We start from the raw sequence: 26,044 nt of genomic DNA, 5'->3' as shown, positions 1-26,044 counted from the left end.
GTAAGCCGTAAGTCAGGGCGTCGCAGGCTGCGCCCTGAACATGATGACGAAAACCCGGCGATGCCGGGTTTTTTTATATCAGGTAAAGCGTTAGCCAGCACTGGCAAGCATGCCGAGGGCAAGTAGTATTTCGGCGTGTGGGTTGAAAGAATCATATTTAAACGAGACATGACCATCCTCATCCGGCTTTCGGCCCATAAGCTCATCTGGTTTATGGTTTTCACTTAATTGCGCCGAGCTATTTTTTCCGCCAATTTCGTCGCCAAAACTTCCTGCAACAAACGATGTTAAGGCAATGTTAAATTAGTTAGTATGCTTCGTAGTGAACCACCAACAGCATTATTCAGGTATCTTTATGGTAATTACCGGCAAGGAAAGCTTCTATCGGCGCAAATCCATTATTGCGCCGTTTTTCCTGATACTGATCTGGTCGACCGGGTTTATAGCCGCTCGCGCGGTGGCCGACCATGCAGATCCCAATCTCTTTCTGACCTTCCGTTTCCTGATCGCCGCCGCGGTGTTCGCCCTGTTGGCCGCCCACTGCGCCTGGCCTAAGGGACGACAACTGATTATGCACCTGCTTACCGGAATGCTGATGAACGGCGTGTATCTTGCCGCCAGTTGGTGGGCGGTGGCGAACGGTCTGGCGGCTGGCGTCATGTCGTTGATCGGCGGCCTCCAGCCGCTGTTCACCGCGCTGATCTTTGCGCTGGTGTTGCGCAAGCCGATAGGGTTGCGTTCCTGGACGGGGTTGGCGCTCGGTTTTATTGGCGTGGCATTGGTGCTGTCACCGAGGTTGACCGGCATCGACGTCGGCAATATGGCGCTGCTGCCGATCCTGCTGGGCTTTGGCAGTATCGTCGCCTTGACGATCGGCATTATGGTGCAGAAGTCTTCGCTGGCGGCGGCAGATCTGCGGGCTGCTGGGGCTATTCAGCACCTTGGCGCAGCGCTGGTCACCGGCGTTCTGGCAACGGTGATGGGCTCCGGCGAGTGGGATAATTCCCCCACGCTGTGGTTCTCACTGCTGTGGTCCGCCGGGGTGCTTTCGCTGGGCGGCACCGCGTTGTTTATCTGGATGGTACGCCATGGCGATCTGACTCGCATTACCGCGCTGATGCTGCTGGTGCCCCCGGCTGCCGCGCTGCAGGCGTATTTTCTGTTTGGCGAAGCACTCTCGCTGGTGCAATTGGCGGGGTTTATGCTGACGCTGCTTGGGGTGGCCATTGTGCAAAGGATCCGCCTGTTACGGCGATCCAATTTAGTGTAATAGCATCGGTTTTTAACGCCGTTATCCGGAAACAGCCCGCTGAGCGGGCTTTTTTATTGGCCAAAAATCGGCCAACCTCACAAAACCCGAAGATAAAAAATCAACGGCGTTGCTTAAGAACACTTATTAACTATATGTTAATTTTTAGTTTCTTAAATGTAACTAGGAGTTGATCATGTTGACAAAAATCGGCGCGTCGGTGGTGGCGATGGCGGTACTGGGCGCGGTGCCTGCTTACGCTGAATTTCCGGCAGGCTATCCAGCCGACTATCAAAAAATTGTGGATGGCGCGAAGAAAGAGGGCAAGGTGGTGGTGTACTCCACCACCGATACCAAGGCTGCCGGCCCGCTGATCCAGGGATTCGAGGCGCTGTATCCTGGCGTAAAAGTCGAATACAACGACATGAACAGCACCGAGCTGTACAACCGCTATATCAGCGAACAGGCGGCGGGTGGCACCAGCGGCGATGTGGTATGGAGTTCGTCGATGGATACTGCGCTAAAGCTGGCGACCGATTATGCGCAGGAATACGCTTCACCGGAGCAGGGCCAACTGCCCAAGTGGGCGGTATGGAAAGAGAAAGCTTACGGCACCACCTACGAGCCGGTGGTCTTCATCTATAACAAACGGTTGATCCCGCAGGGGGATGTGCCGGATTCTCACGCCGCGCTGGCCAAGCTGATTGCCAGCCAGACCGACAAATTCAAAAAGAAAGTCACCACCTATGACATTGAAAAGTCAGGGTTGGGCTTCATGCTGTCGGTGCAGGACTTCAAGGCAGATCCAAACTATTTTGCCACCCTGGCTGACGTCGCCAAAGGGGGGCTGGCGGTACAATCTTCTACCGGTACCATGATGGAAAGGGTGTCATCCGGGGAGAACCTGATTGGTTTCAACATCCTGGGCTCCTACGCCGAAGCCCGTGCCAAAACCGACCCTTCGCTGGGCATCTCTTATCCGAAGGATTACACCCTGGTGCTGTCGCGTGTGTCCTTTATCAGTAAAGAAGCGGCTAATGCCAACGCGGCAAAACTGTGGCTTAACTATGTGCTGTCGGAAAAGGGTCAGAGCATTCTTGCCAACCAGGCCGACATTCCTTCGATTCGTAATGACATCGAAGGTAAAAACGACATTGACGGCCTGACCAAAATGCTCGGCAAAGCGCTCAAACCGATCCCGGTAGATGAAAGCCTGCTGGAGTATCTGCAGCCGGCCAAACGCCTGGATTACATCAAGCAATGGCGTACCGCCGCCGCGAAATAACCAAGGTTCCGGACGCGCGTCTGCCATTGTGGCGCGCGCCCTTTGGTCGTCGTCGTTTACAACCATCGGGATATCTTTATGAAAGCATGGCGCAGAAAGTGGCAGAGCCTGCCGCGCGGCTTGGTGGTGTTGATAACCGCACTGGTTATCTACGTGCCGCTGTCGTTTATCGTGATCCAAAGCTTCCTCTCCGCTCCCTTTTTCTCCCCCTCCAAGGTGTTCAGCCTGGAGGCGTTCCAGTTTATTTTCACCGATCCGGATTTTTACAAGGCGCTGAAAAGCGGGTTTATTCTGGCTTTCGGCCTGGTGGTGATCGCTATTCCATTGGGGGGCATTCTGGCCTTTTTAATGGTCAGAACAGACTTGCCCGGGCGGCGCTTTATTGAGCCACTGATCCTGGTACCGATCTTTGTCTCGCCGATGGTTCTGGGGTTTGGTTACGTGGTGGCCGCCGGGCCGGTCGGCTTCTTCTCGCTGTGGGCGGAGTCGCTGTTGGGCTTTGTGCCGTGGAATATCTATTCGATGGCCAGCATCGTGGTGATCGCCGGGCTGACGCATGTACCTCACGCCTATCTTTATATTTCTTCGGCCTTGCGTAGCGTTGGTTCCGACGTGGAAGAGGCCGCACGCACGGCGGGGGCCTCGCCTTTGCAGGTGATGACGGCCGTTAGCTTGCCGATGGTGCGGCCCTCGATTCTGTACGCCGGGGTGTTGCTGTTCTTCCTCGGGCTGGAAGTGTTCGGCCTGATGCTGGTGCTGGGCGATCCGGAAGGTAACCTGGTGCTGGCGACTTATCTGTATCAACTGACCAATAAGCTGGGCACGCCGTCTTACCATCTGATGGCGGCGGTGGCGGTGGTGCTGATTTGCATCACTATTCCGCTGGTGATGCTGCAGCGTCGTCTGATGCGCACCGCGAACCGCTTCGTCACCGTCAAGGGCAAGGCGTCGCAGGCGCGGGCATTGCCGCTGGGTAAATGGCGTTGGGTTGCCGGGGCGGTAGTGGTGTTCTGGTTGACGGTGACCATCGGCGTACCGCTGGTGGGAGTGGTGCTGCGCGCCTTTATCTCCAACTGGGGCGTGGGCGTTTCAATCTGGGACGAGCTGTCGCTCAATACCTTCCGCACTATCTGGCAGCAGCCGAACCTGCTGCGGGCGATCGTCAACTCGATGGCGATTGGGGTATTCGGCGGCGCGCTGGCGGTGGTTTGCTATCTGTTTATCGGCATCGCCATGCACCGCAAACCCGACGGGGCTACCCGTTTCCTCGATTACAGCGTGCTGGTGCCGCGAGCGGTGCCGGGCCTGCTGGCGGGGCTGGCGTTCCTGTGGGTGTTCCTGTTCCTGCCGATGTGGCTGGACAAGTCATTGAAAGAAGGCTGGCTGTCGGCGCTGCCGGTGGCCGAGTGGCTGCGGGAGAACCTGATCGTCTGGTTGCGCTCCTTGCGCAGCACCATCTTCAGCGTCTGGCTGGCGTACACCGTGGTGTGGATGGCCTATGGCCTGCGGCTGATCTCTTCGACGCTGCTGCAGGTGGGCCCGGAGCTGGAAGAGGCAGCGCGTAGCGCTGGCGCGAGCCGGGGGCAGATCACCCGTCACGTCACCATTCCGCTGTCGCGTTACGGCCTGATTGGTTCCTGGCTGCTGATGTTCCTGATTTTCGAGCGCGAATATTCCACCGGGGTGTATCTGTTGTCTCCGGGTACCGAAACCATAGGTTCGATGCTGGTTTCCCTGTGGGCGGCGGGCGCCATCGATATCGTTGCGGCTCTCTCGTTCATTAACATCCTGCTGGTGGTGTTGGGGCTGGGTATCGCCCTGCGCTTTGGAGTGAAATTACATGATTGAACTTTCGGTAGAAAACCTGCATTTAACCTACGGCGACAACCCGGTGTTGAAGGGGGTCTCGATGGATTTAAAGCGTGGCGAGGTGGTTTCGCTGTTGGGGCCGTCGGGCAGTGGTAAAACCACGCTGCTGCGTGCGGTCGCCGGGCTGGAGAAACCGACTCAGGGCCGCATTATCATTGGCAGCAATACCGTTTACAACGGCAGCGCGCGCAGCGAAATTCCGGCGGAGGAGCGCAACCTGGGGTTGGTGTTTCAGTCCTATGCCCTGTGGCCGCATAAAACGGTGTTTGAAAACGTCGCCTATCCGCTGAAGTTGCGTAAAGTCGCCTCGGCGGAAATCAACCAGCGGGTACAGGGCGTGCTCGACCAGCTTGGGTTGGGGCATCTGGGCCAGCGTCATCCGCATCAGTTGTCCGGTGGCCAACAACAGCGCGTGGCGATTGGTCGGGCGCTGGTGTACAACCCGCCGGTGATCTTGCTCGATGAGCCGTTATCTAACCTCGACGCCAAGCTGCGCGAAGAGGCGCGGGTGTTCCTGCGTGAGCTGATCATCAAACTGGGGCTTTCGGCGCTGATGGTGACTCACGATCAGAACGAGGCGATGGCCATCTCCGATCGCATCCTGTTACTCAACAACGGAAAAATTGAGCAGCAGGGCACGCCGCAGGAAATGTACGGTTCGCCGTCGACCCTGTTTACCGCCGAATTTATGGGCAGCAATAACCGCCTGCACGGCAAGATCACCGAGGTGAGTGAGGGCAAAGCGCGCATTGAAGGCAAAGACTGGGCGCTGTGGGGCATGGCGGGGGCAGGGGTAAAAGCCGGCGAAGAGGCCACGGCGGTGATCCGTGTAGAGCGCGTGCGCCTGGGGGATGACCCGCAGGGCAATCAGCTTGAGCTGCCGCTGCTGACCAGCATGTATCTCGGCGACCGTTGGGAATACCTGTTCCGTACCGTTGCCGAAGATTTTGTGGTACGCGCTTATGGCACCGAAGTGCGTGGTCAAACCCTGTGCCGGCTTTCGCTACCGCCCGAGCACCTGTGGATTTTTCCTAAAGTTTAGCCCGTCAAACTGACCGCGTCCTATTCAGGGACGCGGTGTTCCCAACGACAGATCCAGCGCCCGCGTATTTCGTCTGTCGGCAGAATTTCCAGCCCACGACTGTAGGGTTGGCTATGAAAAAGTGTGCGCTAGATCATCTTATTCCCGCAAAGTGTCGTCCGGTTGCCAGGCAGACTGTCGCATCTGTTCCTTTTGGCAAAACTTTGGTTTATGCTCGGCTGAAGCGTTTCAGTTGTAGCTGTTTTCAACAGAAACGTCGGAGTGAGGCTGGCGAAACAGCGCCGGACCGAAGGAATAATGTGATGCGACGATTCACAGCGGGTGGTGCGCTACAGTACTCTATGCGGGTTATCCAGATACCCCAGTCAGCGCCCTCTCGATCACGGTGAACACGCCCGGTGAGGGAAGGCCCTTTTTCAGGAGCAGCATGACAATCCGCATAGCGATAAACGGCTTTGGCCGCATTGGCCGCAGCGTTTTACGCGCACTGTATGAATCGGGACGAAGAGCGGAAATTTCCGTGGTGGCGATCAACGAATTGGCAAACGCCGAGGGGATGGCCCACCTGCTGAAGTATGACTCCAGCCATGGCCGCTTTGCCTGGGATGTTCGCCAGGAATGCGACATGTTGACCGTCGGGGACGACACCATTCGCTTGCTGCATCAGCCGGCGGTGGAACAGCTTCCCTGGGGGGAACTGGGCGTCGACGTGGTGCTCGATTGCAGCGGCGTGTACGGTAGCCGGGCAGATGGTGAGGCCCATCTGGCGGCGGGGGCGAAAAAAGTGTTGTTCGCTCACCCTGGCGGTAACGATCTGGATGCTACCATTGTATTTGGGGTCAACCATCAGACGCTGCTGGCGGAACACCGCATTGTTTCCAATGCGTCATGCACCACCAACTGCATTATTCCGGTGATCAAGCTGCTGGACGATGCCTACAGCATCGAATCGGGCACCCTGACCACCATTCACTCTTCGATGAATGATCAGCCGGTGATAGACGCCTATCATCAGGATTTGCGGCGTACCCGCGCGGCGAGCCAGTCGATTATTCCGGTCGACACCAAGCTGGCTGCGGGCATTACCCGTATTTTTCCGCAGTTTTGCGATCGTTTCGAAGCGATTTCGGTACGCGTGCCGACCATCAACGTGACGGCCATCGATCTCAGCGTCAGCGTCAGTTCGGCGGTGAAAGTGACAGAGGTCAACCAGCTGCTGCAAATGGCCGCACGGGGATCATTTCGTGGTATAGTTGACTATACGGAACTACCATTAGTCTCGATCGATTTTAACCATGACCCGCATAGCGCTATCGTCGACGGTACGCAGACCCGGGTCAGCGGTCAGCACCTGATCAAGACCTTGGTCTGGTGCGATAATGAATGGGGCTTTGCCAACCGGATGTTGGATACAACACGGGCAATGGCCGCAAGCGGTTTCTAGTACGGCGGCATCGGCATGACCGGTGCCCCGCCCAGGCAACTTTATAGTTTCTAGAGAATCAACCAAGAGGGTTCACCATGTCTGTAATTAACATGTCCGATCTGGATCTGGCCGGTAAACGCGTTCTGATCCGCTCCGATCTGAACGTTCCAGTGAAAGACGGTAAAGTGACTTCCGATGCACGTATCCGTGCCTCCCTGCCGACTATTGAAGCTGCGCTGAAACAAGGCGCCCGCGTGATGGTAACTTCCCACCTGGGTCGTCCTACCGAAGGCGAGTACAACGAAGAGTTCTCCCTGCTGCCTGTGGTCAACTATCTGAAAGAACACCTGAAAAACCCGGTTCGTCTGGCTAAAGACTACCTGGAAGGTGTTGACGTTGCAGAAGGTGAACTGGTGGTGCTGGAAAACGTCCGTTTCAACAAGGGCGAGAAAAAAGACGACGAAACCCTGTCCAAAAAATATGCGGCGCTGTGCGACGTGTACGTGATGGACGCCTTCGGTACTGCACACCGTGCGCAGGCTTCCACCCACGGCGTGGGCAAGTTTGCTCCTGTTGCCTGTGCGGGTCCGCTGCTGTCTGCAGAACTGGAAGCCCTGGGTAAGGCGCTGAAAAGCCCGGCTCGCCCAATGGTTGCCGTGGTTGGCGGTTCTAAAGTTTCGACCAAATTCGATGTGCTGAACTCGCTGGTGAAAATCGCCGATACGGTGATCGTGGGTGGCGGCATCGCCAACACTTTCGTAGCTATCGACAATAATGTTGGTAAGTCTCTGTACGAACCTGACTTCGTCGATGCAGCGAAAAAACTGCGTGACGAGTTTAAAATTCCGGTTCCTACCGATTCTCGCGTAGGTACGGAGTTCTCTGAAACTGCCCCTGCCACCTTGAAAAAAGTCAGTGAAGTCAACGATGATGAAGAGATCATGGACTTCGGTGACGAAACCGCGCTGGCTATGGCCAAGTTGCTGAAAGAAGCCAAAACCATTCTGTGGAATGGCCCGGTTGGCGTATTCGAATTCCCTAACTTCCGCAAAGGGACTGAAATTGTCGCACGCGCTATCGCGGACAGTGAGGCATTCTCTATCGCGGGTGGTGGTGATACGCTGGCAGCTATCGATCTGTTCGGTATTGAAGATAAAATCTCTTATATCTCTACCGGCGGTGGTGCCTTCCTGGAGTTCGTGGAAGGTAAAGCGTTACCGGCAGTAGTGATGCTGGAAGAGCGCGCCAAGCAGTAATTCAGACAGCGGGAGGCGAAAGTCGCCCGTTTATTTTATACCGCGCGGCATAGGCGGCGCGGCATGAAAAATCGATTTACATCCATCTACGGCCGACGAAACAGGACAAAGTAACATGTCTAAAATTTTTGATTTCGTAAAACCGGGTGTCATCACTGGTGATGACGTTCAGAAAGTATTCGCAGTAGCTAAAGAGAACAACTTTGCTCTGCCAGCAGTTAACTGTGTAGGTACCGACTCTATCAACGCCGTGCTGGAAACAGCCGCGAAGGTACGCGCTCCGGTTATCGTTCAGTTCTCCAACGGCGGTGCCGCGTTTATCGCCGGCAAAGGCGTGAAGACTGACGTTCCACAGGGTGCAGCAATTCTGGGCGCTATCTCCGGTGCACACCATGTTCACCAGATGGCTGAGCATTACGGCGTGCCGGTTATTCTGCACACCGACCACTGCGCGAAGAAACTGCTGCCATGGCTGGACGGCCTGCTGGACGCTGGCGAGAAGTATTTCGCTACCACCGGCAAACCTCTGTTCTCTTCCCACATGATCGACCTGTCTGAAGAGTCCCTGGAAGAAAACATCGAAATTTGCAGCAAATACCTGACTCGCATGGCGAAAATCGGTATGACCCTGGAAATCGAACTGGGCTGCACCGGCGGTGAAGAAGATGGCGTGGACAACAGCCATATGGACGCATCCTCCCTGTACACTCAGCCAGAAGACGTGGCTTACGCATACGAAAAACTCAATGCGATCAGCCCACGCTTCACTATCGCGGCGTCCTTCGGTAACGTGCACGGCGTTTACAAGCCAGGCAACGTGAAATTGACTCCGACCATCCTGCGTGATTCTCAGGACTATGTTTCCAAGAAATATAACCTGCCGCACAACAGCCTGAACTTCGTGTTCCACGGTGGTTCTGGTTCTAGCGATGCAGAGATCAAAGAGTCCGTAGGTTACGGCGTGATCAAAATGAACATCGATACCGATACCCAATGGGCAACCTGGGACGGCATCCTGCAGTACTACAAAAAGAACGAAGGCTATCTGCAAGGCCAACTGGGTAACCCAGAAGGCGCTGACAAGCCGAACAAGAAATACTACGACCCACGCGTATGGCTGCGTTCAGCCCAGACTTCGATGATTACTCGTCTGGAACAGGCTTTCAAAGATCTGAACGCAGTAGACGTTCTGTAATCTCGGTTAGCTGTTAGCTCTACATGAAGGCTCCCCTCGGGGAGCCTTTTCTATTTCTAGCTCAGCAGGCCGGCACCGACGTTAATCGACAGCCCCAAAATCACCAGGTTGAAGACAAAGGAAATCACCGATTGCAGCAGGGCGACCTTGCGCACCTCGGCCGCGCCGACCGCCACGTCGGCGGTTTGCGACGCCACGGCAATGGTGAAGGAGAAATAAGCGAAGTCCCAATAAGTCGGTTCTTTGAGGTCACCGGGAAACAGCAGTGGCAGCGGATCTTGCTGCGCGCTCTGGCGGTAAAACTGATGGGCATAGTGCATGGTGAACGCGGTGGGCAGCAGCAGCCAGGACACCACCAGCGTGGCACCGGTTAGCGCCAGATGCAGTGTTTTCAGCGAGTCGCTGACCTGCCTGGTGGTACTCAGCTCAAACAGAATCGACAGAATGCTCACCAGACAGCCCAGGCTGACCAGGGCCAGCACTTTACTGGCACTTTCATCCTGTTCGCGAGCGAGCTGGCGGATATGCTTCGGCGTGCTGACCAACATCAGCCGCCAGAGCGACAGCAGGTAGATCCAGGCCAACACATTCCAGCCGAGCATTAATCGTTGTAATTGATTGAGCCTGTCCGGCAGCAGCAGGTAGCACAGAATGCCCGCCGCGACGGAAAGCAGCAGCCTGGGGCGAACCCGCCAATAGTGTTGAATCGACGATGGCATGTGCATGACGGGCGAAGTTCCTTATCGTTAAAAAGGCGATAGCGCTATGTTCAGCATAGAGGAAGTTCGGCGATTTTTACCGCTTACGGTTGGCATGCTGCGGAAATGTTAGTTAACCTAGGGCGGTGGTTTCCGACTGACGCCAGATGTCAGTTTTTTTGCGAGTTTATCCCCTTAGGGACAAGTTAGGACGACACGAATGAAAGATCTGAATGTAGTAGACGGCATTAATGGTGCCGGTAACTGGCTGGTGCAGAACCAGGATTTATTGATTCAGTATGCGGTGAACATCGTTGCGGCGATTGTTATTTTCATCATTGGTTCGGTCATTGCCCGGGTAGTCAGCAATGCGGTAAACCGCGTGATGAAGCTGCGCGGCATTGATGCCACGGTAGCAGATTTCCTGTCGGCCATGGCGCGTTACGGCATTTTGGCCTTCACCTTTATCGCGGTGCTGGGGCGCGTTGGCGTACAGACCACCTCGGTGATCGCCGTGCTGGGTGCCGCAGGTTTGGCCGTCGGCCTGGCGCTGCAGGGCTCACTGTCCAACTTCGCCGCTGGCGTGCTGCTGGTGGCCTTCCGTCCACTGCGTGCCGGTGAGTATGTCGACTTGGGCGGCGTAGCCGGTACCGTCGACCAGGTGCAGATTTTCTCCACCACGCTGCGCACCGCAGACAACAAAACCATCGTGGTACCGAACGGTAAAATCATCGCCGGTAACATCATCAACTATTCCCGCGAGCCGAACCGCCGTGTGGATATCGTGGTTGGCGTGGCTTATAACGCCGACATCGATGTGGTGAAAAAGGTACTGGGCGACGTGATCGCCGCTGACAAGCGCATCATGCACGCCAAAGGCGTGACCGTGCGTCTGAACGAGATGGCACCTTCTTCACTGAACTTCGTGACCCGCTCCTGGACCACCAATGCGGAGTACTGGAACGTGTACTTCGATCTGATGGAGAACTTCAAGCGCGCACTGGATGCCAACAACATCGGTATTCCGTTCCCGCAGATGGACGTTCATCTGTATCGCAACGATGCGACCACCGCGAAAGCGGAATAACGGAAAGGGGCCTTGGCCCCTTTTTTATTACAGGCCGAGACGACATTTGTCGTGTCTCGCGCTGAAAACCCACCGAACAATATGCCCGTTAATATAAAACTCAAACAGTTCTGTCAGAAGAGAGACCGCTGACTGGATGACAAAATTTATCAAGCTCCTGGCCCAATGAGTTTTTGTTGGATTTCTGCTTCTGGCATCATATCCTGCAGCCCTTTAATCAGCATTTCCCCGGCTTCCTGTAAGGCCGTCAGGGGCATCTCGGGCAAGCTTTCCAGAATAAACCACATTTGTTGGCTTTCAACGCTCAGACGGGTTCTTGTCCCTTGCCGCCAGTTCCAGCGTCGGCATGTCACCCCAATATCATCCCGCCACACCACTTCGCCGGGTTCGGGAGATTCGTGAGCCGGTTGGCCCTCTTTCACCGTATCAAACAGCTCATTGCCATCTGCTACGGTCAACCGTGGGGTTCCCGCATAGGCGGCCAGATTTTCTCCTCCTACCGGGATGGCATAACGCAGACTGACCGCATTATAGAGATCTACCACCGGATCGATTCCAGGCATGTTGCCATCCCGCAGAACTCTTTTACGAAGTGCTTCGGCGGAACAAGGGGTCCGCTTGGGCTTTGCACCAAAGTGTTTGAAAACTTCCGCCCAGGCTGCCAGATGGGGTTCTGCCCATTCAGGTGCTCCCGCTGCAACCAGCTCACAGGCCTGTTTCAATGCAATTTCACCCACTTCAGGACGTATGACCGGTGCCGCTTTGACGAGAATGCTGATAGCCCGAAATCCCGGCGCGATATTGGCAATATCGCTATTAATTGACGGAGTAACAGAAAACATTGGATAATTCCATAATGACTAATTTATTACATGATATCGACCAGTGACCATTAAAGTCAATAAATCGACCGATCCGGGCGCTGACATCCATTCAGTCAGCGCAGCGGTATCCGGACGGATCAAAGCCTTCCGGAAACAAAAAAAACTCTCATTGGATGAGCTTTCTCGACGTGCGGGTGTCAGCAAGGGCATGTTGGTAGAAATCGAAAAAGGAGCGGCTAACCCCAGCATCGCCATTTTGTGCAAGCTTGCCGCTGCCATGGGGGTGTCCGTTGCCGATATCGTCGATGTGGCCAGCAAGCCACCGGTCCATGTGATTCAACAGGATGACATTCCGGTTCTATGGGTCGGTGAAAAGGGCGGGAGCGCACGGTTGCTGGCCGGTACCAGTGGCCCGGATATGGTTGAACTCTGGCGCTGGCATATGTATCCCGGAGAGCAATTCGCTTCACCCGGTCACCCTGTTGGTACATGCGAACTACTGCATGTGGAACAAGGGACGCTCCAGCTTGCTGTCGATAAGACCACGTTGATGGTCCCTGCCGGCTGTTCTGCCATAGCCAGAACGGATTTCCCGCATCAATATGCCAATAACAGTCATGAAGAGCTTATCTTTACGATGACCGTTGCAGAGTTACACCCTTAAACGGCAGCCTGCGCCGTAACGCCTTTCTCCTTTAGAACGGGCTGGCGTTCTGGGCTTTGATCGGCTCTTCAGTTATGGGATGAACAAAATGCAGCTCACTGGCGTGCAGCATCAGCCGCGCTGTCCGTTCGGTGCCGGGCAGCAGGAGACCGCCATACAGGTCGCAGCCCAAAATAGGGTGGCCCAACTGCTGACAGTGGATACGCAGTTGATGAGTGCGCCCGGTTTCCGGGGTTAGTTGCACCCGCGTCAATGGCAGTGACGTCCCGTCTTCCAACTCATGATAAAAGCGCTCAACGACCCGATAGCCGGAACGAGCAGGCTTGCCGTAGATGGCGCAAATCGACATCAGCGGGAACAACGCCGGATCTTTGGCAATCGCGGCGTCAATCACCCCTTCATTGTCGTTCAGATGCCCGCACAGCAGTGCGCTGTACACTTTGGTCACGCTGCGCTGGCTGAATTGCTGGCAGAGGGCGGCATTGATAGCTTTATTACGGGCAATCACCATCAGCCCGGAAGTGCCGAAATCCAGGCGGTGGATCAGGGTACAGCCGGGGAATTGCTGCACCAGCCGATGATGCACCGAATCGAGATTTTGCGGATTTTTCCCCGAGAGGCTGAGCAGCCCGCTGGGCTTGTTGATCAGCAGCAGACTCTCATCCTGATAGAGGATCTCGACCTGTTCATGGCATGGCGGGGCAATAAAGGTATCGATAATCTTGGACATCAGGCCAACCGGCGGGAGAGTGAGGGCGGATGATAACGAATTTTAAACCGGCTGACGAATTACGACGGTTTGTGTTCAGAGCCGCCTGGTGCCGGACGTTGATATTGTTACACCACGGGGGGTAATAATAGGATGCGGATTGCCCTGGTGGTTCAAAGTCACAGGGCTTTAATACGGCCTCTCACATTTCGTTGATGAAATAAGAAAAGCCGTGACCCGGATAAATAAGCTTTATACGATGTGTCCGTAAACCGAAAGGGGCTGGAGTCCAAAATCCAGAATGAGCCCGTAATTTTAATCACCTGGAGATTTTGCTATGTCCGTTATGGACGCGCTTCTGGCGTTTAGTTTTGCTGCCGTGTTGTTGACTTTAACACCGGGCCTGGATACCGCCCTGGTATTAAGAACGGCCACCGTAGAAGGAAGAAACCAGGCCGTTCGCGCAGCGCTTGGCATCAGTGTCGGCTGTTTAATATGGGGCGCGGCGGTAGCCTTCGGGCTGGGGGCACTTGTCGCTGTTTCAGAACTTGCCTATGACATTCTAAAATACTGCGGTGCGGCTTACCTGACCTGGTTAGGCTTAAATATGTTGCTACGCCCAAGGAAGCAGTTTGCAGTGGCTGATACTTCTGAAAAGCCGGCTTCAAACTGGTTCTTGAAAGGTGTTCTCGGTAATGCCCTAAATCCTAAAGTGGGTATCTTTTATGTTTCTTTTTTACCCCAGTTTATTCCACAGGGACATTCGCCCATTATCTGGACTTTTGTGTTGGTGGGTATTCATATGGTGATTGGTACTACCTGGTCGATGATGCTGATTGGTGCAACGCGTCCGCTGGCATCCCTGCTGCAAAAAGAGAAAGTGATCCGCTGGCTGGATCGCACAACCGGTATGATTTTTCTGTTATTCGCAGCCCGGCTGGCGTTCAGCAAGCGCTAAGTAACCTCTACAAACTTGAGGGTTAATTTATCTTTTTCCATTAGTGCTGTGGTTAAATTAACTCCAGATAAGTTATCACCGTGGTTATTCCTGCGATTTGTTTTCACCAGACGCCTCAAAGCATCTGGTGAAAACTATTGATACTGGAGCTGAGACCTGTCAACCCAAGCTATTGCCCGTAATAAGCATTCTTGCCGTGTTTGCGCAGGTAGTGTTTATCCAGCAGCGCGGGCTGCATGCTGTTGATACCCGGTGTCAGCTGGCGCGAGAAAATCCCCATATAGGCAATTTCTTCCAACACCACCGCGTTGTGCACCGCGCTGTGCGCGTCCTTGCCCCAGGCGAAGGGGCCGTGTGAATTGACCAGCACTGCCGGGATGGCGTTTGGGCTGATACCGCGTCGGTGAAAGGTGTCGATAATCACCTTGCCGGTCTCCAGTTCGTAATCATGTGCAATCTCGTCCTCGGTCATCAGCCGGGTGCAGGGAATGGCACCGTAGAAATAGTCGGCGTGGGTGGTGCCCCAGGCGGGGATGTCCAGCCCGGCCTGCGCCCAGATGGTGGCATGGCGCGAATGGGTGTGTACGATGCCGCCAATATCGGCAAACTCACGGTACAGCGCCAGGTGGGTAGCGGTGTCCGAGGAAGGCTTTTTGCTGCCCTCAAGGGTTTGGCCATTGGCGAGGCTGACCACCACCATGTCCTCGGCGGTCATGTGTTCATATTCCACACCGGAAGGCTTGATCACCACCAGCCCGCGTTCGCGATCCACCGCGCTGACGTTACCCCAGGTGAAGGTCACCAGATTGTGGCGCGGCAGGTCGAGGTTGGCTTCCAGTACCTGTTGTTTCAGTTGCGGCAGCGTTAGCATGTCATACCCCCTTGTTGCATTTTTTGTTCGATCCAGCGGCGCGCCTGTACGATTTCGGCCACCGGTTCTTCGGCTTTTTCGGTCCACATCTCAATCAGGAAAGCGCCGCGATAGTTAAGCTGTTTCAGCGTGCGGAATAGCGCTACGAAGTCGACACAGCCTTCGCCAAAAGGCACATCGCGGAACTGTCCCGGCGAGCTTTCGGTGACCGGATAGGTGTCTTTCAGATGGATGGCGGCGATGCGATCAATGCCCAGCGCCAGCTCCTGCGCCACGTCATTGCCCCAGGCGCTGAGATTGCCGACGTCCGGATAGACCGTGAACCAGGGTGATGCCAGGCAGGCATCCCAGGCCTTCCACTTGCTGATTGAGTTCATAAAAGCGGTGTCCATGATTTCCACCGCCAGCATCACCTGGGCGGCGGCGGCGCGTTCGACCGCCCATTGCATGCCTTCGGTGAAGCGGGCGAGGGTGCTTTCGTCCTGCTGTTCGTAATAGACGTCATAACCGGCGAGCTGAATGGTGCGGATACCCACATCCTTCGCCAGTTGGATCGCCTGTTCCATCACTTCGAAGGCGCGTTGGCGCAGCGCATCGTCATGACTGCCGAACGGAAAGCGGCGGTGGCCGGACAGGCACATCGACGGGATGCTGATGCCGGTTTCCAGCATGGCGCTGACCAGTGACAGGCGCTGTTCTTTGCTCCAGCTCAGGCGTGCCAGCCGTTCGTCGCTTTCATCCACCGACATTTCGACAAAATCAAAACCGCAAGCCTTGGCCAGCGCCAGCCGCTCGGGCCAGGTCAGGTGTTTCGGCAAGGCTTTTTCATAAATTCCCAATGGGTGCTGGCGCATATCAACTTCTCCAGATGTCATCAATGACGGTGCGGAACTGACTGGCGGCGGCCAACGGATCGGCAGCCTCTGCCAGCGCCCGGCCGACGATAAAGGCGGTGACGGCGATGTCTTTAAACAGCGGCAAATCGGTCGGTGTGATGCCGCCGGTAACCGACAGCTCAATGCCCAGATCCGACAAGGCTTTCATCAGATCCAAATCCTGTCGGCCCCAGGTTTGTCCGCTGGCCTGCGCGTCGCGGCCACGGTGATAGATCGCCTGGCGGATGCCAAGCTCGCGCCACTGCCGGGCATCGTCCAGCGTCCAGCGGCCAAACAGCTCAATCTGGATCTCGCCCTGATGCTGCTGCGCTACTTCCAGTGCGCTGGCCATGGTGGCCAAGGGTGCGGCGCAGATCACCGTCATCCAGTTGGCGCCGTGGCTGAAGGCCTGCTGCGCCAGCGTGCCACCGGCATCGGCCACTTTCAGGTCGGCCACCAGCGTATGTTGTGGGCAGCGTTCACGCAGTGCGCTCACCGCCTGAATACCGGCGCTAATGCATAAAATGGTGCCGGCCTCGATAATGTCGACGTGCGGCTGCAGGCGCTGCGCCGCCTGCAGGGCGGCGTCCAGCCGGGTATGATCGAGCGCCAGTTGCAGGCGCGGTTTATTGCTCATAGGGCCTCCTTACCGGGTTGATTGAGCGTTTGTAGCGTGGCTACCAGAGCCTGATAACGGTGATATTTTTTACCGTAAGCCTCTGCTGCGGCGGCGTCCGGCAGCACCCGTTCGATGCGCGGTGCCAGCGCCCGCTGGGCGGCGGTGAAATCGCTGAAGGCGCCGCTGCCGACCATCGCCGCCATGGCGGCACCCAGACAGCCGGTTTCTTCCACCTGCGGCAGCTCCACCGGCAGGCCGCTGACGTCGGCGAACATTTGCATCCAGGGGGCGGATTTGGCCGGGCCGCCGGTGACGCGCAGCGCGGTGGCCGCAGGGAAGCGTTGCCGCATGCGGTTGAGGTGGGTCATATGGCAGAACACCACGCCTTCGTAGATCGCCTGTACCAAATGCTCGCGCTGGTGGAAGGCCTGCATGCCGTGGAAGCTGGCGCTCAGGCCCAGCCCGGCGTTGGAGCCGTACAGGAAGGGAACAAACAGCAGGCTGCTGTCGGCCTTCGGCAGCGTTGCCACCCAGTCGTTGAGCTGGCCGTAGTCCTGCAAGCCCCATTGGCGGCAGAACCACTCCAGGTTGGCGGCAGAGGTTGGGCTGGCTTCGTGCACAATGTATTTGCCGGCTTCGGCGTGGCGACCATAGACAAACGGGTGGTCGAAGCCCTCGGTGATTGTGTCGGTAATGCCGCTGGTAACCGACCAGGTGCCCATCACTGCGTTGAGCCTGGTTTCATCGTGTAACCCGGCGCACAGCGCGGTGGACACCACGTCGAACAGCCCGCCGACCACTGGCGTACCTGCCAGCAGCCCGGTTGCCGTTGCCGCGGCGGCGTTGACTCGCCCGGCGATTTCGGCCGAACCGACAATCGACGGCAGGGCGGGCATGATGTCGCCAATGCCCAGCAGCTGTGCCAGTGCCGGGTCATAGCGACCCTTTGCCATCTGGTAAAGATTGGATTCGGAGATATTGGTTTCTTCACAGGCCAGCTCGCCGGTCAGGCAGTAGCGCAGGTAATCGTGGGCCATCAGCACGCTGCCAATCTGGCGATAACGTTCCGGCTGATGTTGCCGAACCCAGCGCAGCAGCGACACCGGGTGGCCGGTCCACAGCGTTTGCCGGGTCTGCGGATACAGCACTTGCGGTACACCCTGTTTTTGCCATTCCTGCACCAGCGTCAGCGCGCGCTGGTCAGAAGACAGCATGGCGTTGCCCAGCGGCTGCCCTTGCTGGTCCAGCAGAAACGCACCTTTGCCCTGCGCCGAGATACCGACCGCCTGAATATCTCCGGCGGCAATCTGGTTGCGGGTCAGCAGTTCACGGATCACCTCGGCAGCGGTGTGCCACAGTGCAGGCATATCGCGCTGCGCCCAGCCGGGTTGGGGCGAAATAATCTCCAGGTTGCGGCGGGCGATGCCCAGCTCTGTTCCCTGACGGTCATACAATCCGGCTTTGATAAAGGTGCCGCCGCAGTCCAGCCCCAGCCAATAGTCCATTATTCGGCCCTCGCGCTTTGGTCGCATTTGTTCGGCAGCATCAGCGCCAGCACCGAGGCAATGGCCAGTGACACCGCCAGGCTGTAAACGCCGACGTCTTTACTGAACAGGCTGATCAATACGCCGACCATATAGGGGCCGCAGAAGCCGCCCAGGTTGCCCAGCGCGTTGATCACGCCACGTGCGCCACCGGCCACTTCAGCGTTGAACAGTTTGGGAGGAATGGTCCAAAACACTCCGGCCGCCGCCTGGATGAAGACCCCGCAGCCGACCAGTGCGGCGTAGGACCACCAGATGTGATCCTTCAGCAGTACCGACAACGCCATGCAGATGGCGAAGCAGGCCAGCGGCAGCGCGACGAAGATTTTACGTTTACCGGTACGATCGGAGAGTGAGGAAATCACCAGCATGCCAAAGATGGCGCCGATGTAGGGCAGGATCGCCAACATCCCCACCTGTTCCATATTGCCGTTGGTCAGCCCCTTGAGGATGGTTGGCAGCCACAGGGTGTAGCCGTAAATCCCGGTCTGGTAGAAGAAGTTCACCAGGATCAGTTGCCACATGATCTTGTCGCCCAGTACCCGGCGCAGCGAGGCGTTGCGTACCGTTTTGCCTTTGATCAGCAGTTGTTCGTCATGCAGCGTTTTGATCAGGTAGTCTTTTTCCGCTGCTGAAATCCACCTGGCTTCCTGCGGGCGGTTGCTGATGGTGAAATACCACAGCACCATCACCACCAGCGACAGCGCGCCTTCCACCAGGAACAGCATGCGCCAGTCCCAGACGGTGATGATCCAGCCGGACAGCGGGGCGGTGAGAATACCGGCGATCGGCACGAACATAATGACGATGGCGTTGGCCCGGCCACGTTCCTTGTCCGGGAACCAGTTGCTGATCATGGTCAGCACCACCGGCAGCATGCCGCCCTCGGAGACACCCAGGGCAAAGCGCAGGAACAACAGTTGGTACTGGTTACTGACCAGCCCGGTCAGCACCGAAATAATCGCCCAGGCCAGCAGCGACCAGCCGATGAATTTCTTGCCGTTGCCGTACACCGCCAGCTTGCCGCCAGGTACCTGCAAGAACAGATAACCGATAAAGAAGATGCCACCGGCCAACCCGGCCATCGAGGCGGTAATACCCAGCTCGGCATCCATACCACCGGGCATGGCGAAGGCGATATTCACCCGGTCCATATAGGAAATGATGCAGGTAATCAGGATCGGCGGCACGATCCGCAGCCAGCGTAATTTGGGGATCGCCTGGCTTTGAGTGACAGAAACAGAGGCAATATTCATATATACACCTGTAGGGTCAGATTTTATTGTTTTGGTGGTTTAAGGCGCAGGGGCGCCCACACCGACCCGTAGGCCGATGATTTTTTATCTTTAATTTCTTTGCTGTCGGTCAGGCGCTAAATAATGCCAGCGGTATTTTCACCACCACTTTGCGAATAGCGCAGGGTTGTTGATTTATACAGGCCGGGCGATGAACATCCTGCGGGAAAAATACCGCAAAATTACCGGGCTGTAGGGTTAACCAGGATTCATCCGCGACGTCCTGATAAAAAATAATGTCGCGCTGCGCCAGTAATTCCTGGTGGATCGGGTTATCGCCACGATCCGCCGCCACGCCGATCAATTCGCTGCCGCTGACCAGAAACTGCACGTCAACATTTTGCCGGTGCACTTCGGGCCGCAGATCGCCCGGCTGTTGGGTATGCAGATCCAGCACCTGTACCACGTAGCCGGTAGCGGGATCCTGATAACGTCCGGCGGGCAGGGTGCTGAAATCCGTGCCTTGCAAATAGGCGATGGCGTGAGCCACCGGTGCCGGGTATTGCTCCGGTGAGGTATGGGCGATATGGCCGAAAATCATGGTTTTTCTCCTGTTACAGCGCCTGAATGCGCGCCCAGATGCGATCATCCACCGGGATGCCGTCACGCATGTTTTCTGCATGAATGCGCGGGAATTTATGGCCTGGCAGGCGGATCGCCACCTCCGGGTTATCGCGTTCGGCGCTGGTGATGTAGTCCATGATGCGCTGCAGTTTTGCATCGCGGGTGGGTCCGTCGATTAAGCGTTCGATCTCGATGGCGATAAACACCTGCGACACGCCGTATTCGTCACTGTTGTCCTCGGTGACTTCCGCTACTGAAGATCCGCCGGAAAGCAGGGTGGCGATCATATCCAGCACTACCGACAGCGCGGATCCTTTCCAATAGCCCATCGGCAGAATGCGTCGGTTTTCTTCAATGGTGGCCGGATCGCGCGTCAGCTGTCCGTCGTTGTCAAAGCCGCCATCCACCGGCAGGGTTTTGCCCGCCAGCCGGTTCAGCTCCAGCGCGCCATAGGAGAACATCGACATCGACATATCCACCATAGTGATGGGATTACCCGGCACCGCCACAATCAGCGGGTTGGTACCGATGCGGCACTCTTTGCCCCCCCAGGGCGGCATCACGGCTGCCGAGTTGGTCCAGCAAATACCGATATAGCCTTTCTCCGCCGCCTGCCAGCCGTAGCCGCCGCCGCGCATCCAGTGGTTGGCATTACGCAGCGCCACCAGCCCGATGCCGTGGCCGTCGGCTAACTGCATGGCGCGATCCATCATCTTGCGGGCGGTGAGGTTACCTATGCCCTGATGGGCGTCCCACTGCTCGATGGCACCCAGCGACAGCAGCTTGCTGGGCTCGGCATCCGGCACGATATCGCCGGCGTCCAACTGCTGAATAAAACGCGGGAAACGGTTAACGCCGTGGGAGTAAACGCCGCTGGCGGAGGTGTCGGCGAACATACCGGCACAGTCATCGGCGGTGGCTTCCGCCACGCCCCGCGCCAGAAGCACGCGTTTGAATTGCTGCTTTAGATCGGTGTAACTCACTCTCATGCTGATTCTCCGCTACGGCGCATTTGCTTGTTTTGTGTTCTTTAAATTTCATTATACGGAATTGCATTTCAAATAAATGCTATACCTGCGGTTAAGCGAAGTCAAAGCGACGGAGGAGAAAGTTATTTATATAAAACAGTGCGTTAAATTAATCTGATGAATTTGTGATCGACGACACGTTTTGGGGCGTTGACGTGCTTCAGACGTGGCAAAGCAGAGCGGAACAGGCCCGCTCTGCCAACATCATTTTTCCCCGTTATCCGCGAGTATTCAGTATCTTACGGTATAGCGAGGTGCTGGCGGTAATGTATAACTCATTGCCGTCCGGCCCGCCGAAGGTGCAGTTAGAGACGCGTTCAGGCACTTCAATCTTACCGAGCTGTTTTCCCTCGCTGTTGAAGATCAGTACCCCGTCGGCACAGCTGCAAAAAATGTTACCTATCCCATCAACACAAAAGCCGTCCGGGAAACCGGGTGCCACGCCGACGAAACGCCGACCGGCGTCCAGTTCACGCCCATTAACCTGATACACCCGCAGTTCACTGCGTCCGAGGGTCGGGAAATCGACGATCGACATGTCCGCCACGTATAACAGTGATTCATCCGGTGAGAACGCCAGGCCGTTTGGCCGCTGCAGGTCACTGGCGGCAATGTTCAGCGAGCCATCGCCCGGGTCAAAACAGTAGAGGTAGCAGCCGATGACCTGGCTTTCCGATTTGTAACCCTCTTCATCACTGGTGATGCCATAAGGTGGGTCGGTAAACCAAATTGTGCCGTCGGAACGAACCGCCAGATCGTTGGGGGAGTTGAAGCGCTTGCCGTCTACCCGATCGACCAGCATTTGCACCTCGCCGTTGCTTTCGGTGCGGCTGATACCACGCTGCCCGTGCTCGCAACTGATCACCCGGCCTTCGACGTCGCGCGCATTGCCGTTGGCGTAGTGCGACGGGGAGCGCCACAGGCTCAGTTCCCCCTGTCGCGACCAGCGGAACATGCGGTTGCCCTTTACATCGCTGAACACCACCGCGTCCTGCTGCGGCAGCCACACCGGCCCCTCGGCCCAGATGGCCGGTGAGCACAGGCGTTCAAGCGGGTGGTCCGCCATCAGTTCATTCATGCTGACCTCCGCTTACTTCACGCCCCAAATGGCTTTGTAGTGGCCCTGATAATCATTCTGCGGGTCATACAGGTTGCTGCTGCCACCGTCGGCGGTGATATTGTCGTGGGTCACCAGGTGCGCCGGGGTGACATAGCCGGAAGGCGGCTGTTTGGCGAAGGCGCGGTTGAACTCATCCAGCAGTTGCCAGCCGTGCAGTTTGAGCGGTTCCGGTACCGTAGCCGACTGACTGCCGCCGGAGCGGATGCGTTGGTAGGCGGAAATAGAACCGTCGCCGGCGGAGATGCTGTAGGGCGCATTGTTGCCGCCTTTACCGGCAGTTTTCAGCGCCGGCGCCATAAAATCAAAATACAGATCGTTAATGGCCAGTGCGTACTGGAACTGGTCGCCGTATTTTTGCAGCAGGCTGAAGGTCATGGCCGGCATGCGGTTGGCGGTATCCGCCAGCGGGGTGTCGATAAACTCGACCACCTTGCAGCCACTGCATTTGCCGATTTCCTCTTTCATCACGTTGGCCTTGTCCAGCGCGATTTGGTACAGCGAATCGGTAAAGATCAACACGCTGGCCTTGCCGCCGGACTGTACCACCGCATACTGGGCAGCGATGCGTGCCACTTCGTTGGAATCGGAAGTGACATTGTAAAACACGTTGTATTTGGCGATCGGTCCCGGCTCAGGCACCGCATGCCAGGCGGTCAGCACAATGCCTTGCTGGATGGCTTTTTTCAGCGGGATCTTGGCTACGTTCGGGTTCCAGCCGCCGATCACAATGCCGTCCGGCTTCTGGGCAATCGCCTGGTTCAGCGATGCCAGCTGATCTTTCACCGAGCCGCCGCCGTCCAGGGTTTCCAATTTCCAGCCGGCCGCTTTCGCCGCTTCACTCAGTCCTTCCTGTACGCCCTGCACGCCGCCGTTTTTCATGTCCGAAGCGATAAAGATGATTTTTTTGTTGGCCAGTAACTTTGGCCCACTGGTTGGTCCGTCCCATTGGGTCACGCTGGCGGTGGCCTTGGTGACCGCCGCCGTGGCCTGATCGAGATAGGCATCGGCCCAGGCGGATGAGGTATAGCTGGCCAGCAGCAGGGTAGTGGGCAATATCCAAAGACGTTTCATTCGGTAAACTCCTGGTTAAGGATTGATCGCTTTATGGTTATTTTTATCAGCCGGAGTGGCTGGGCTGCGTTGAACCGCTTTTTGATTGAGTAGCCGACGGCGTTGGGCATAGCCCGCCAGCGTGATTGACAGCAACAGCGTCGCGCCGTTAAACAGCGGTTCGACCCAGAACTCACCGCCGAACTGCTGGATACCGGCGATACCGATAGCCAGAATGGCGATGCCGACCACGGTGCCCCAGACGTTAACCCGGCCGGGACGAATGGTGGTGCTGCCGAGGAAGGCGCCCACCAGCGCGGGCAAGAGATAGTCCATGCCGACGCTGGCCTGGCCAACCCCCTGCTCGGCGGCGATCAGCACTCCGCTAAAGCCGGTCAGCACGCTGGAGGCGATAAAGGCACCGATGGTAAAGCGATTGACCGAAATGCCGTTCAGCCGCGCCGCCGCCGGGTTACCGCCAACGGCATACATGCAACGCCCCAGCGGAGTGTGTTCGGTTACCAACCACAGCACCACCGCGACGATCAACACGTAGAACGCCACGATCGGGATCCCGCCGATCTCGGTGTGATGCAGGGCGATAAAGGAGTCCGGCAGATCGCCGACGATCTGTCGCCCGCCGGAGTGCCATAGCGCAATGGCATACAGCACGGTGCCGGATCCGAGGGTGGCGACAAAACTGTCGATATCCGCCAGCGCCACCAAAATGCCGTTCAACAGGCCGTACAGCGCGGAGAGTGCCAGCACCGTCAGCACCGCCATCTGCCACGAAAAGCCGTATTCCACCTGCAAGGTAATGGCCAGGATATGCCACAGCACGATGCCGAAGCCGACGTTAAGGTCAATTTTGCCGACGATCATCGGGATGGTCGCCGCCAGCGCCAACAGGGCGATCTTGGCTTTGCTGGAGAGGATCGCCTGTAGCGTCAGCATTGAGGCGAACGTGGGGGAGATCAGTGAAAACAGGATCACCAGCGCAATGCACAGCAGCAGCAGGCCATAGCGGGTAAGGACCTGCATCAGCCACGGGCCGGTGCCGTCCTGCGACAGGCTGACCCTTTGCTCCAGTGCCGTTGATTTAACAGATGTTTTAGACATGACCCACCTCAGATTCTAACCTTGTCTCGAGAATTTCCCCGGCGCTGGCGGAGGCCAGTTCCAATAAATTGGCGAATGACACCTGCTGATTTTTCAGCTCGCCGACCACTTTTCCCCGGTTAAACACCAGTGCGCGGTTGCAGATATGGGCGATCTCCTCAAAGTCGTTGGAGATAACCAATACCGCCACGCCTTCCTCCAGGGATTTATTTAACAGATGGTAGATTTCCGCTCGTGCGCCGACGTCTACGCCAGCGGTGGGATCTTCCAGGATCAGCAGTGGGGCGCCTAAATGCATCCAGCGTGCCATTACCACCTTTTGCTGGTTGCCGCCGGACAGGGCGCTGATATCGATATTGACGTCCTTGGGCCGCACGTCGAACAACTGCACTTTCCACCAACTGGCCCCGGTCTCGGCCCGGCGGCTGTAGCGTGACAGCAGTTTGTGGCCGCTGGCCACGGGGTTGATAAACAGGTTTTCACGCACGCTCATCGACATCACCAGGCTTTCGCCGGTACGGTCGCCCGCCACCAGAGAGACGCCGCAGGCCATGGCTTGCTGTGGGCTGCTGGCGGTGTAGCTTTGGTCGCGAAAACGGATTTCGCCCTCATCAGCGCGACGCAGGCCGAACAGCAACCGACCAATCTCTTCCTGTCCGGCACCGCGCAGGCCGGCCAGCGCCAGCATTTCCCCGGGTTGCAGATTGAAGCTGACCGGGCCGATATCGCCGACCACCACGTTATTGAGCTGCAGCACGGGCGGCCGATTTTCGGGCAGGGGTTCACGCTGATCGTCCGCCATCGCTTCGCCGACGATCATCTGCACCAGATCGCGCAGCGAATAGTCGGCGGTATTGCCACCCGCCACATAGCGGCCGTCGCGCATGACGCACACCCGGTCGGCAATTTCGATCACTTCATCCAGCCGATGGGTGACGTAAATCATGCCGACCTTTTTGGCACGCAGCCGGTTAATCACCGCGAACAGGTGGCGCACATCGTTGGCGGGCAGCGAGGCAGTGGGTTCATCGAGCACCAGCAGTTCGGCATCGACCGCCACCGCCCGGGCTATCGCCAGCAGCGATTTTTCGGTACGTGACAGCTCGAAGACCCTGGCGTCGGGATCCAACTCTATGCCGACATCCTGCAGTGCCTGAACGGCGCGGCGGCGAATGGCACGCCAGTCGATCAGGCCGAAACGACGCGGGAAACCCATCACCAGCGCCATGTTTTCCGCTACCGTCATCCATTCGATCAGTCCGAGATCCTGATGAATAAAGGCAATAGGCTGGCGGCTGTCACTTTTTATCGCCGCGGCGGAGGCTATGCTGGCCCCTTGAAACTGAATATTGCCACCGTCGCGTGGGTAAACCCCGGCCAGTACTTTGATCAGCGTCGATTTGCCCGCGCCATTTTCGCCCAGCAAGGCCAGCACTTCGCCCGGCATCACCTGCAGGCTGACGTCATTCACCGCGACATTGCCGCCAAAGCGTTTGACGATATGGCTGAGGGTGAGAATGGGTTGTTCCGCATTTTCTGGTGTCATGTGATGCGCCCCTGGTCCTTGCATCCGCGATCGGCGTGATGCCAGCTGGTGGTTATATCGCCTTTAAATTTCAATATGCGAAATTCAATTTCAAAAATAATATGCCGATTGCCGATCTAAAGCAAAGCCGGAGGAGTTTTAATTATCTTTT

General features: G+C 56.9%; 24 protein-coding genes. 10 read left to right on the top strand and 14 right to left on the bottom strand.

The genetic code is table 11. The features are described from left to right. Window positions 1-355: 355 nt before the first annotated feature. The 7 genes from FCL49_RS23195 (at window position 356) to fbaA (ending at window position 9,322) form a co-directional block, all read left to right on the top strand. Window positions 356-1,270, top strand: coding sequence for a DMT family transporter (locus FCL49_RS23195; RefSeq protein WP_174355307.1), 915 nt, complete (start codon window positions 356-358; stop codon window positions 1,268-1,270). A 175-nt stretch (window positions 1,271-1,445) separates the two neighbouring features. Then, window positions 1,446-2,534 carry an ABC transporter substrate-binding protein gene (locus FCL49_RS23190; RefSeq protein ID WP_174355306.1) on the top strand — a complete coding sequence of 363 codons (1,089 nt, stop codon included), beginning with the start codon at window positions 1,446-1,448 and terminating at the stop codon, window positions 2,532-2,534. Between the two features lie 78 nt (window positions 2,535-2,612). After that, the gene (locus FCL49_RS23185) at window positions 2,613-4,382 is read left to right on the top strand and encodes an ABC transporter permease (RefSeq protein WP_135317927.1); all 1,770 of its coding nucleotides are present in this window, start codon (window positions 2,613-2,615) and stop codon (window positions 4,380-4,382) included. Continuing rightward, on the top strand, window positions 4,375-5,445 hold the full coding sequence (locus FCL49_RS23180; RefSeq protein WP_174355305.1) for an ABC transporter ATP-binding protein: 1,071 nt from the start codon (window positions 4,375-4,377) through the stop codon (window positions 5,443-5,445). Before FCL49_RS23185 ends, FCL49_RS23180 begins: the two co-directional genes overlap by 8 nt. A gap of 427 nt (window positions 5,446-5,872) precedes the next feature. Then, window positions 5,873-6,889, top strand: a complete 1,017-nt coding sequence (gene epd, locus FCL49_RS23175) for an erythrose-4-phosphate dehydrogenase (protein ID WP_012146648.1) — start codon at window positions 5,873-5,875, stop codon at window positions 6,887-6,889. A 77-nt stretch (window positions 6,890-6,966) separates the two neighbouring features. After that, complete coding sequence (pgk, locus tag FCL49_RS23170; RefSeq protein WP_174355304.1) at window positions 6,967-8,127, top strand: phosphoglycerate kinase; 1,161 nt, start codon at window positions 6,967-6,969, stop codon at window positions 8,125-8,127. Window positions 8,128-8,242: 115 nt separating this feature from the next. After that, window positions 8,243-9,322, top strand: a complete 1,080-nt coding sequence (gene fbaA, locus FCL49_RS23165; RefSeq protein WP_099065300.1) for a class II fructose-bisphosphate aldolase — start codon at window positions 8,243-8,245, stop codon at window positions 9,320-9,322. A 56-nt stretch (window positions 9,323-9,378) separates the two neighbouring features. Here fbaA and FCL49_RS23160 read toward each other — a convergent pair whose 3' ends face one another. Beyond that, window positions 9,379-10,047: a DUF1345 domain-containing protein gene (locus FCL49_RS23160; protein WP_174355303.1), complete on the bottom strand. Its 669-nt coding sequence runs from the start codon at window positions 10,045-10,047 to the stop codon at window positions 9,379-9,381. A 193-nt stretch (window positions 10,048-10,240) separates the two neighbouring features. Between FCL49_RS23160 and mscS the strand changes: the two genes are divergently transcribed. Then, window positions 10,241-11,107, top strand: a complete 867-nt coding sequence (gene mscS, locus FCL49_RS23155; RefSeq protein ID WP_174355302.1) for a small-conductance mechanosensitive channel MscS — start codon at window positions 10,241-10,243, stop codon at window positions 11,105-11,107. A gap of 149 nt (window positions 11,108-11,256) precedes the next feature. Here mscS and FCL49_RS23150 read toward each other — a convergent pair whose 3' ends face one another. After that, window positions 11,257-11,949: a B3/B4 domain-containing protein gene (locus FCL49_RS23150; RefSeq protein ID WP_174355301.1), complete on the bottom strand. Its 693-nt coding sequence runs from the start codon at window positions 11,947-11,949 to the stop codon at window positions 11,257-11,259. Between the two features lie 43 nt (window positions 11,950-11,992). Here FCL49_RS23150 and FCL49_RS23145 point away from each other — a divergent pair, with 43 nt between their 5' ends. Next, complete coding sequence (locus FCL49_RS23145; protein ID WP_174355300.1) at window positions 11,993-12,595, top strand: helix-turn-helix domain-containing protein; 603 nt, start codon at window positions 11,993-11,995, stop codon at window positions 12,593-12,595. A 31-nt stretch (window positions 12,596-12,626) separates the two neighbouring features. On the opposite strand, the gene FCL49_RS23140 is transcribed toward FCL49_RS23145, so the two are convergent. Further along, window positions 12,627-13,325 (bottom strand): RluA family pseudouridine synthase, encoded by a 699-nt coding sequence (locus FCL49_RS23140; protein WP_174355299.1) that lies wholly within the window; start codon window positions 13,323-13,325, stop codon window positions 12,627-12,629. 316 nt (window positions 13,326-13,641) lie between these two features. On the opposite strand from FCL49_RS23140, the gene FCL49_RS23135 reads away from it, so the two are divergent. Continuing rightward, window positions 13,642-14,262, top strand: coding sequence for a LysE family translocator (locus FCL49_RS23135; protein WP_174355298.1), 621 nt, complete (start codon window positions 13,642-13,644; stop codon window positions 14,260-14,262). A 169-nt stretch (window positions 14,263-14,431) separates the two neighbouring features. Here FCL49_RS23135 and araD read toward each other — a convergent pair whose 3' ends face one another. The 11 genes from araD to FCL49_RS23080 all read right to left on the bottom strand — a co-directional run bounded on the left by araD (window position 14,432) and on the right by FCL49_RS23080 (window position 25,893). Beyond that, window positions 14,432-15,133 (bottom strand): L-ribulose-5-phosphate 4-epimerase, encoded by a 702-nt coding sequence (gene araD, locus FCL49_RS23130; protein WP_174355297.1) that lies wholly within the window; start codon window positions 15,131-15,133, stop codon window positions 14,432-14,434. Continuing rightward, on the bottom strand, window positions 15,127-15,987 hold the full coding sequence (locus FCL49_RS23125) for an L-ribulose-5-phosphate 3-epimerase (protein WP_174355296.1): 861 nt from the start codon (window positions 15,985-15,987) through the stop codon (window positions 15,127-15,129). Before FCL49_RS23125 ends, araD begins: the two co-directional genes overlap by 7 nt. 1 nt (window position 15,988) lies before the next feature. Next, window positions 15,989-16,645, bottom strand: coding sequence for a 3-keto-L-gulonate-6-phosphate decarboxylase UlaD (gene ulaD / locus FCL49_RS23120; RefSeq protein ID WP_174355295.1), 657 nt, complete (start codon window positions 16,643-16,645; stop codon window positions 15,989-15,991). Next, entirely contained in the window at window positions 16,642-18,132 is a 1,491-nt protein-coding gene (locus FCL49_RS23115; protein ID WP_217434530.1) for an FGGY-family carbohydrate kinase, read from the bottom strand. Before FCL49_RS23115 ends, ulaD begins: the two co-directional genes overlap by 4 nt. Then, on the bottom strand, window positions 18,132-19,427 hold the full coding sequence (locus FCL49_RS23110) for an MFS transporter (RefSeq protein ID WP_174355294.1): 1,296 nt from the start codon (window positions 19,425-19,427) through the stop codon (window positions 18,132-18,134). Before FCL49_RS23110 ends, FCL49_RS23115 begins: the two co-directional genes overlap by 1 nt. Before the next feature lie 109 nt (window positions 19,428-19,536). Continuing rightward, complete coding sequence (locus FCL49_RS23105) at window positions 19,537-20,007, bottom strand: YhcH/YjgK/YiaL family protein (protein WP_174355293.1); 471 nt, start codon at window positions 20,005-20,007, stop codon at window positions 19,537-19,539. 13 nt (window positions 20,008-20,020) lie between these two features. Then, the gene (yiaK, locus tag FCL49_RS23100) at window positions 20,021-21,019 is read right to left on the bottom strand and encodes a 3-dehydro-L-gulonate 2-dehydrogenase (RefSeq protein WP_174355292.1); all 999 of its coding nucleotides are present in this window, start codon (window positions 21,017-21,019) and stop codon (window positions 20,021-20,023) included. 256 nt (window positions 21,020-21,275) lie between these two features. Beyond that, window positions 21,276-22,136 (bottom strand): SMP-30/gluconolactonase/LRE family protein, encoded by an 861-nt coding sequence (locus FCL49_RS23095; protein ID WP_174355291.1) that lies wholly within the window; start codon window positions 22,134-22,136, stop codon window positions 21,276-21,278. Between the two features lie 12 nt (window positions 22,137-22,148). Beyond that, complete coding sequence (locus tag FCL49_RS23090; RefSeq protein ID WP_174355290.1) at window positions 22,149-23,249, bottom strand: ABC transporter substrate-binding protein; 1,101 nt, start codon at window positions 23,247-23,249, stop codon at window positions 22,149-22,151. Window positions 23,250-23,264: 15 nt separating this feature from the next. Continuing rightward, the gene (locus FCL49_RS23085) at window positions 23,265-24,347 is read right to left on the bottom strand and encodes an ABC transporter permease (RefSeq protein ID WP_174355289.1); all 1,083 of its coding nucleotides are present in this window, start codon (window positions 24,345-24,347) and stop codon (window positions 23,265-23,267) included. Continuing rightward, a complete protein-coding gene (locus FCL49_RS23080) occupies window positions 24,340-25,893 on the bottom strand; it encodes a sugar ABC transporter ATP-binding protein (protein ID WP_174355288.1) in 1,554 nt (517 codons plus the stop codon). Before FCL49_RS23080 ends, FCL49_RS23085 begins: the two co-directional genes overlap by 8 nt. Window positions 25,894-26,044: the final 151 nt, after the last annotated feature.

The organism is Serratia proteamaculans (genome assembly GCF_013337185.1).
Taxonomy (GTDB): Bacteria; Pseudomonadota; Gammaproteobacteria; order Enterobacterales; family Enterobacteriaceae; genus Serratia; species Serratia proteamaculans_D.
This window is presented reverse-complemented; position numbering and strand designations above follow the sequence as displayed.

What these genes read in the sequence shown, in the direction of transcription:
- FCL49_RS23195 (WP_174355307.1), top strand. Translation starts at nt 356, where the DNA reads ATGGTAATTACCGGCAAGGAAAGCTTCTATCGGCGCAAATCCATTATT.
- FCL49_RS23190 (WP_174355306.1), top strand. Translation starts at nt 1,446, where the DNA reads ATGTTGACAAAAATCGGCGCGTCGGTGGTGGCGATGGCGGTACTGGGC.
- FCL49_RS23185 (WP_135317927.1), top strand. Translation starts at nt 2,613, where the DNA reads ATGAAAGCATGGCGCAGAAAGTGGCAGAGCCTGCCGCGCGGCTTGGTG.
- FCL49_RS23180 (WP_174355305.1), top strand. Translation starts at nt 4,375, where the DNA reads ATGATTGAACTTTCGGTAGAAAACCTGCATTTAACCTACGGCGACAAC.
- epd (WP_012146648.1), top strand. Translation starts at nt 5,873, where the DNA reads ATGACAATCCGCATAGCGATAAACGGCTTTGGCCGCATTGGCCGCAGC.
- pgk (WP_174355304.1), top strand. Translation starts at nt 6,967, where the DNA reads ATGTCTGTAATTAACATGTCCGATCTGGATCTGGCCGGTAAACGCGTT.
- fbaA (WP_099065300.1), top strand. Translation starts at nt 8,243, where the DNA reads ATGTCTAAAATTTTTGATTTCGTAAAACCGGGTGTCATCACTGGTGAT.
- FCL49_RS23160 (WP_174355303.1), bottom strand. Translation starts at nt 10,047, where the DNA reads ATGCACATGCCATCGTCGATTCAACACTATTGGCGGGTTCGCCCCAGG.
- mscS (WP_174355302.1), top strand. Translation starts at nt 10,241, where the DNA reads ATGAAAGATCTGAATGTAGTAGACGGCATTAATGGTGCCGGTAACTGG.
- FCL49_RS23150 (WP_174355301.1), bottom strand. Translation starts at nt 11,949, where the DNA reads ATGTTTTCTGTTACTCCGTCAATTAATAGCGATATTGCCAATATCGCG.
- FCL49_RS23140 (WP_174355299.1), bottom strand. Translation starts at nt 13,325, where the DNA reads ATGTCCAAGATTATCGATACCTTTATTGCCCCGCCATGCCATGAACAG.
- FCL49_RS23135 (WP_174355298.1), top strand. Translation starts at nt 13,642, where the DNA reads ATGTCCGTTATGGACGCGCTTCTGGCGTTTAGTTTTGCTGCCGTGTTG.
- araD (WP_174355297.1), bottom strand. Translation starts at nt 15,133, where the DNA reads ATGCTAACGCTGCCGCAACTGAAACAACAGGTACTGGAAGCCAACCTC.
- FCL49_RS23125 (WP_174355296.1), bottom strand. Translation starts at nt 15,987, where the DNA reads ATGCGCCAGCACCCATTGGGAATTTATGAAAAAGCCTTGCCGAAACAC.
- ulaD (WP_174355295.1), bottom strand. Translation starts at nt 16,645, where the DNA reads ATGAGCAATAAACCGCGCCTGCAACTGGCGCTCGATCATACCCGGCTG.
- FCL49_RS23115 (WP_217434530.1), bottom strand. Translation starts at nt 18,132, where the DNA reads ATGGACTATTGGCTGGGGCTGGACTGCGGCGGCACCTTTATCAAAGCC.
- FCL49_RS23110 (WP_174355294.1), bottom strand. Translation starts at nt 19,427, where the DNA reads ATGAATATTGCCTCTGTTTCTGTCACTCAAAGCCAGGCGATCCCCAAA.
- FCL49_RS23105 (WP_174355293.1), bottom strand. Translation starts at nt 20,007, where the DNA reads ATGATTTTCGGCCATATCGCCCATACCTCACCGGAGCAATACCCGGCA.
- yiaK (WP_174355292.1), bottom strand. Translation starts at nt 21,019, where the DNA reads ATGAGAGTGAGTTACACCGATCTAAAGCAGCAATTCAAACGCGTGCTT.
- FCL49_RS23095 (WP_174355291.1), bottom strand. Translation starts at nt 22,136, where the DNA reads ATGAATGAACTGATGGCGGACCACCCGCTTGAACGCCTGTGCTCACCG.
- FCL49_RS23090 (WP_174355290.1), bottom strand. Translation starts at nt 23,249, where the DNA reads ATGAAACGTCTTTGGATATTGCCCACTACCCTGCTGCTGGCCAGCTAT.
- FCL49_RS23085 (WP_174355289.1), bottom strand. Translation starts at nt 24,347, where the DNA reads ATGTCTAAAACATCTGTTAAATCAACGGCACTGGAGCAAAGGGTCAGC.
- FCL49_RS23080 (WP_174355288.1), bottom strand. Translation starts at nt 25,893, where the DNA reads ATGACACCAGAAAATGCGGAACAACCCATTCTCACCCTCAGCCATATC.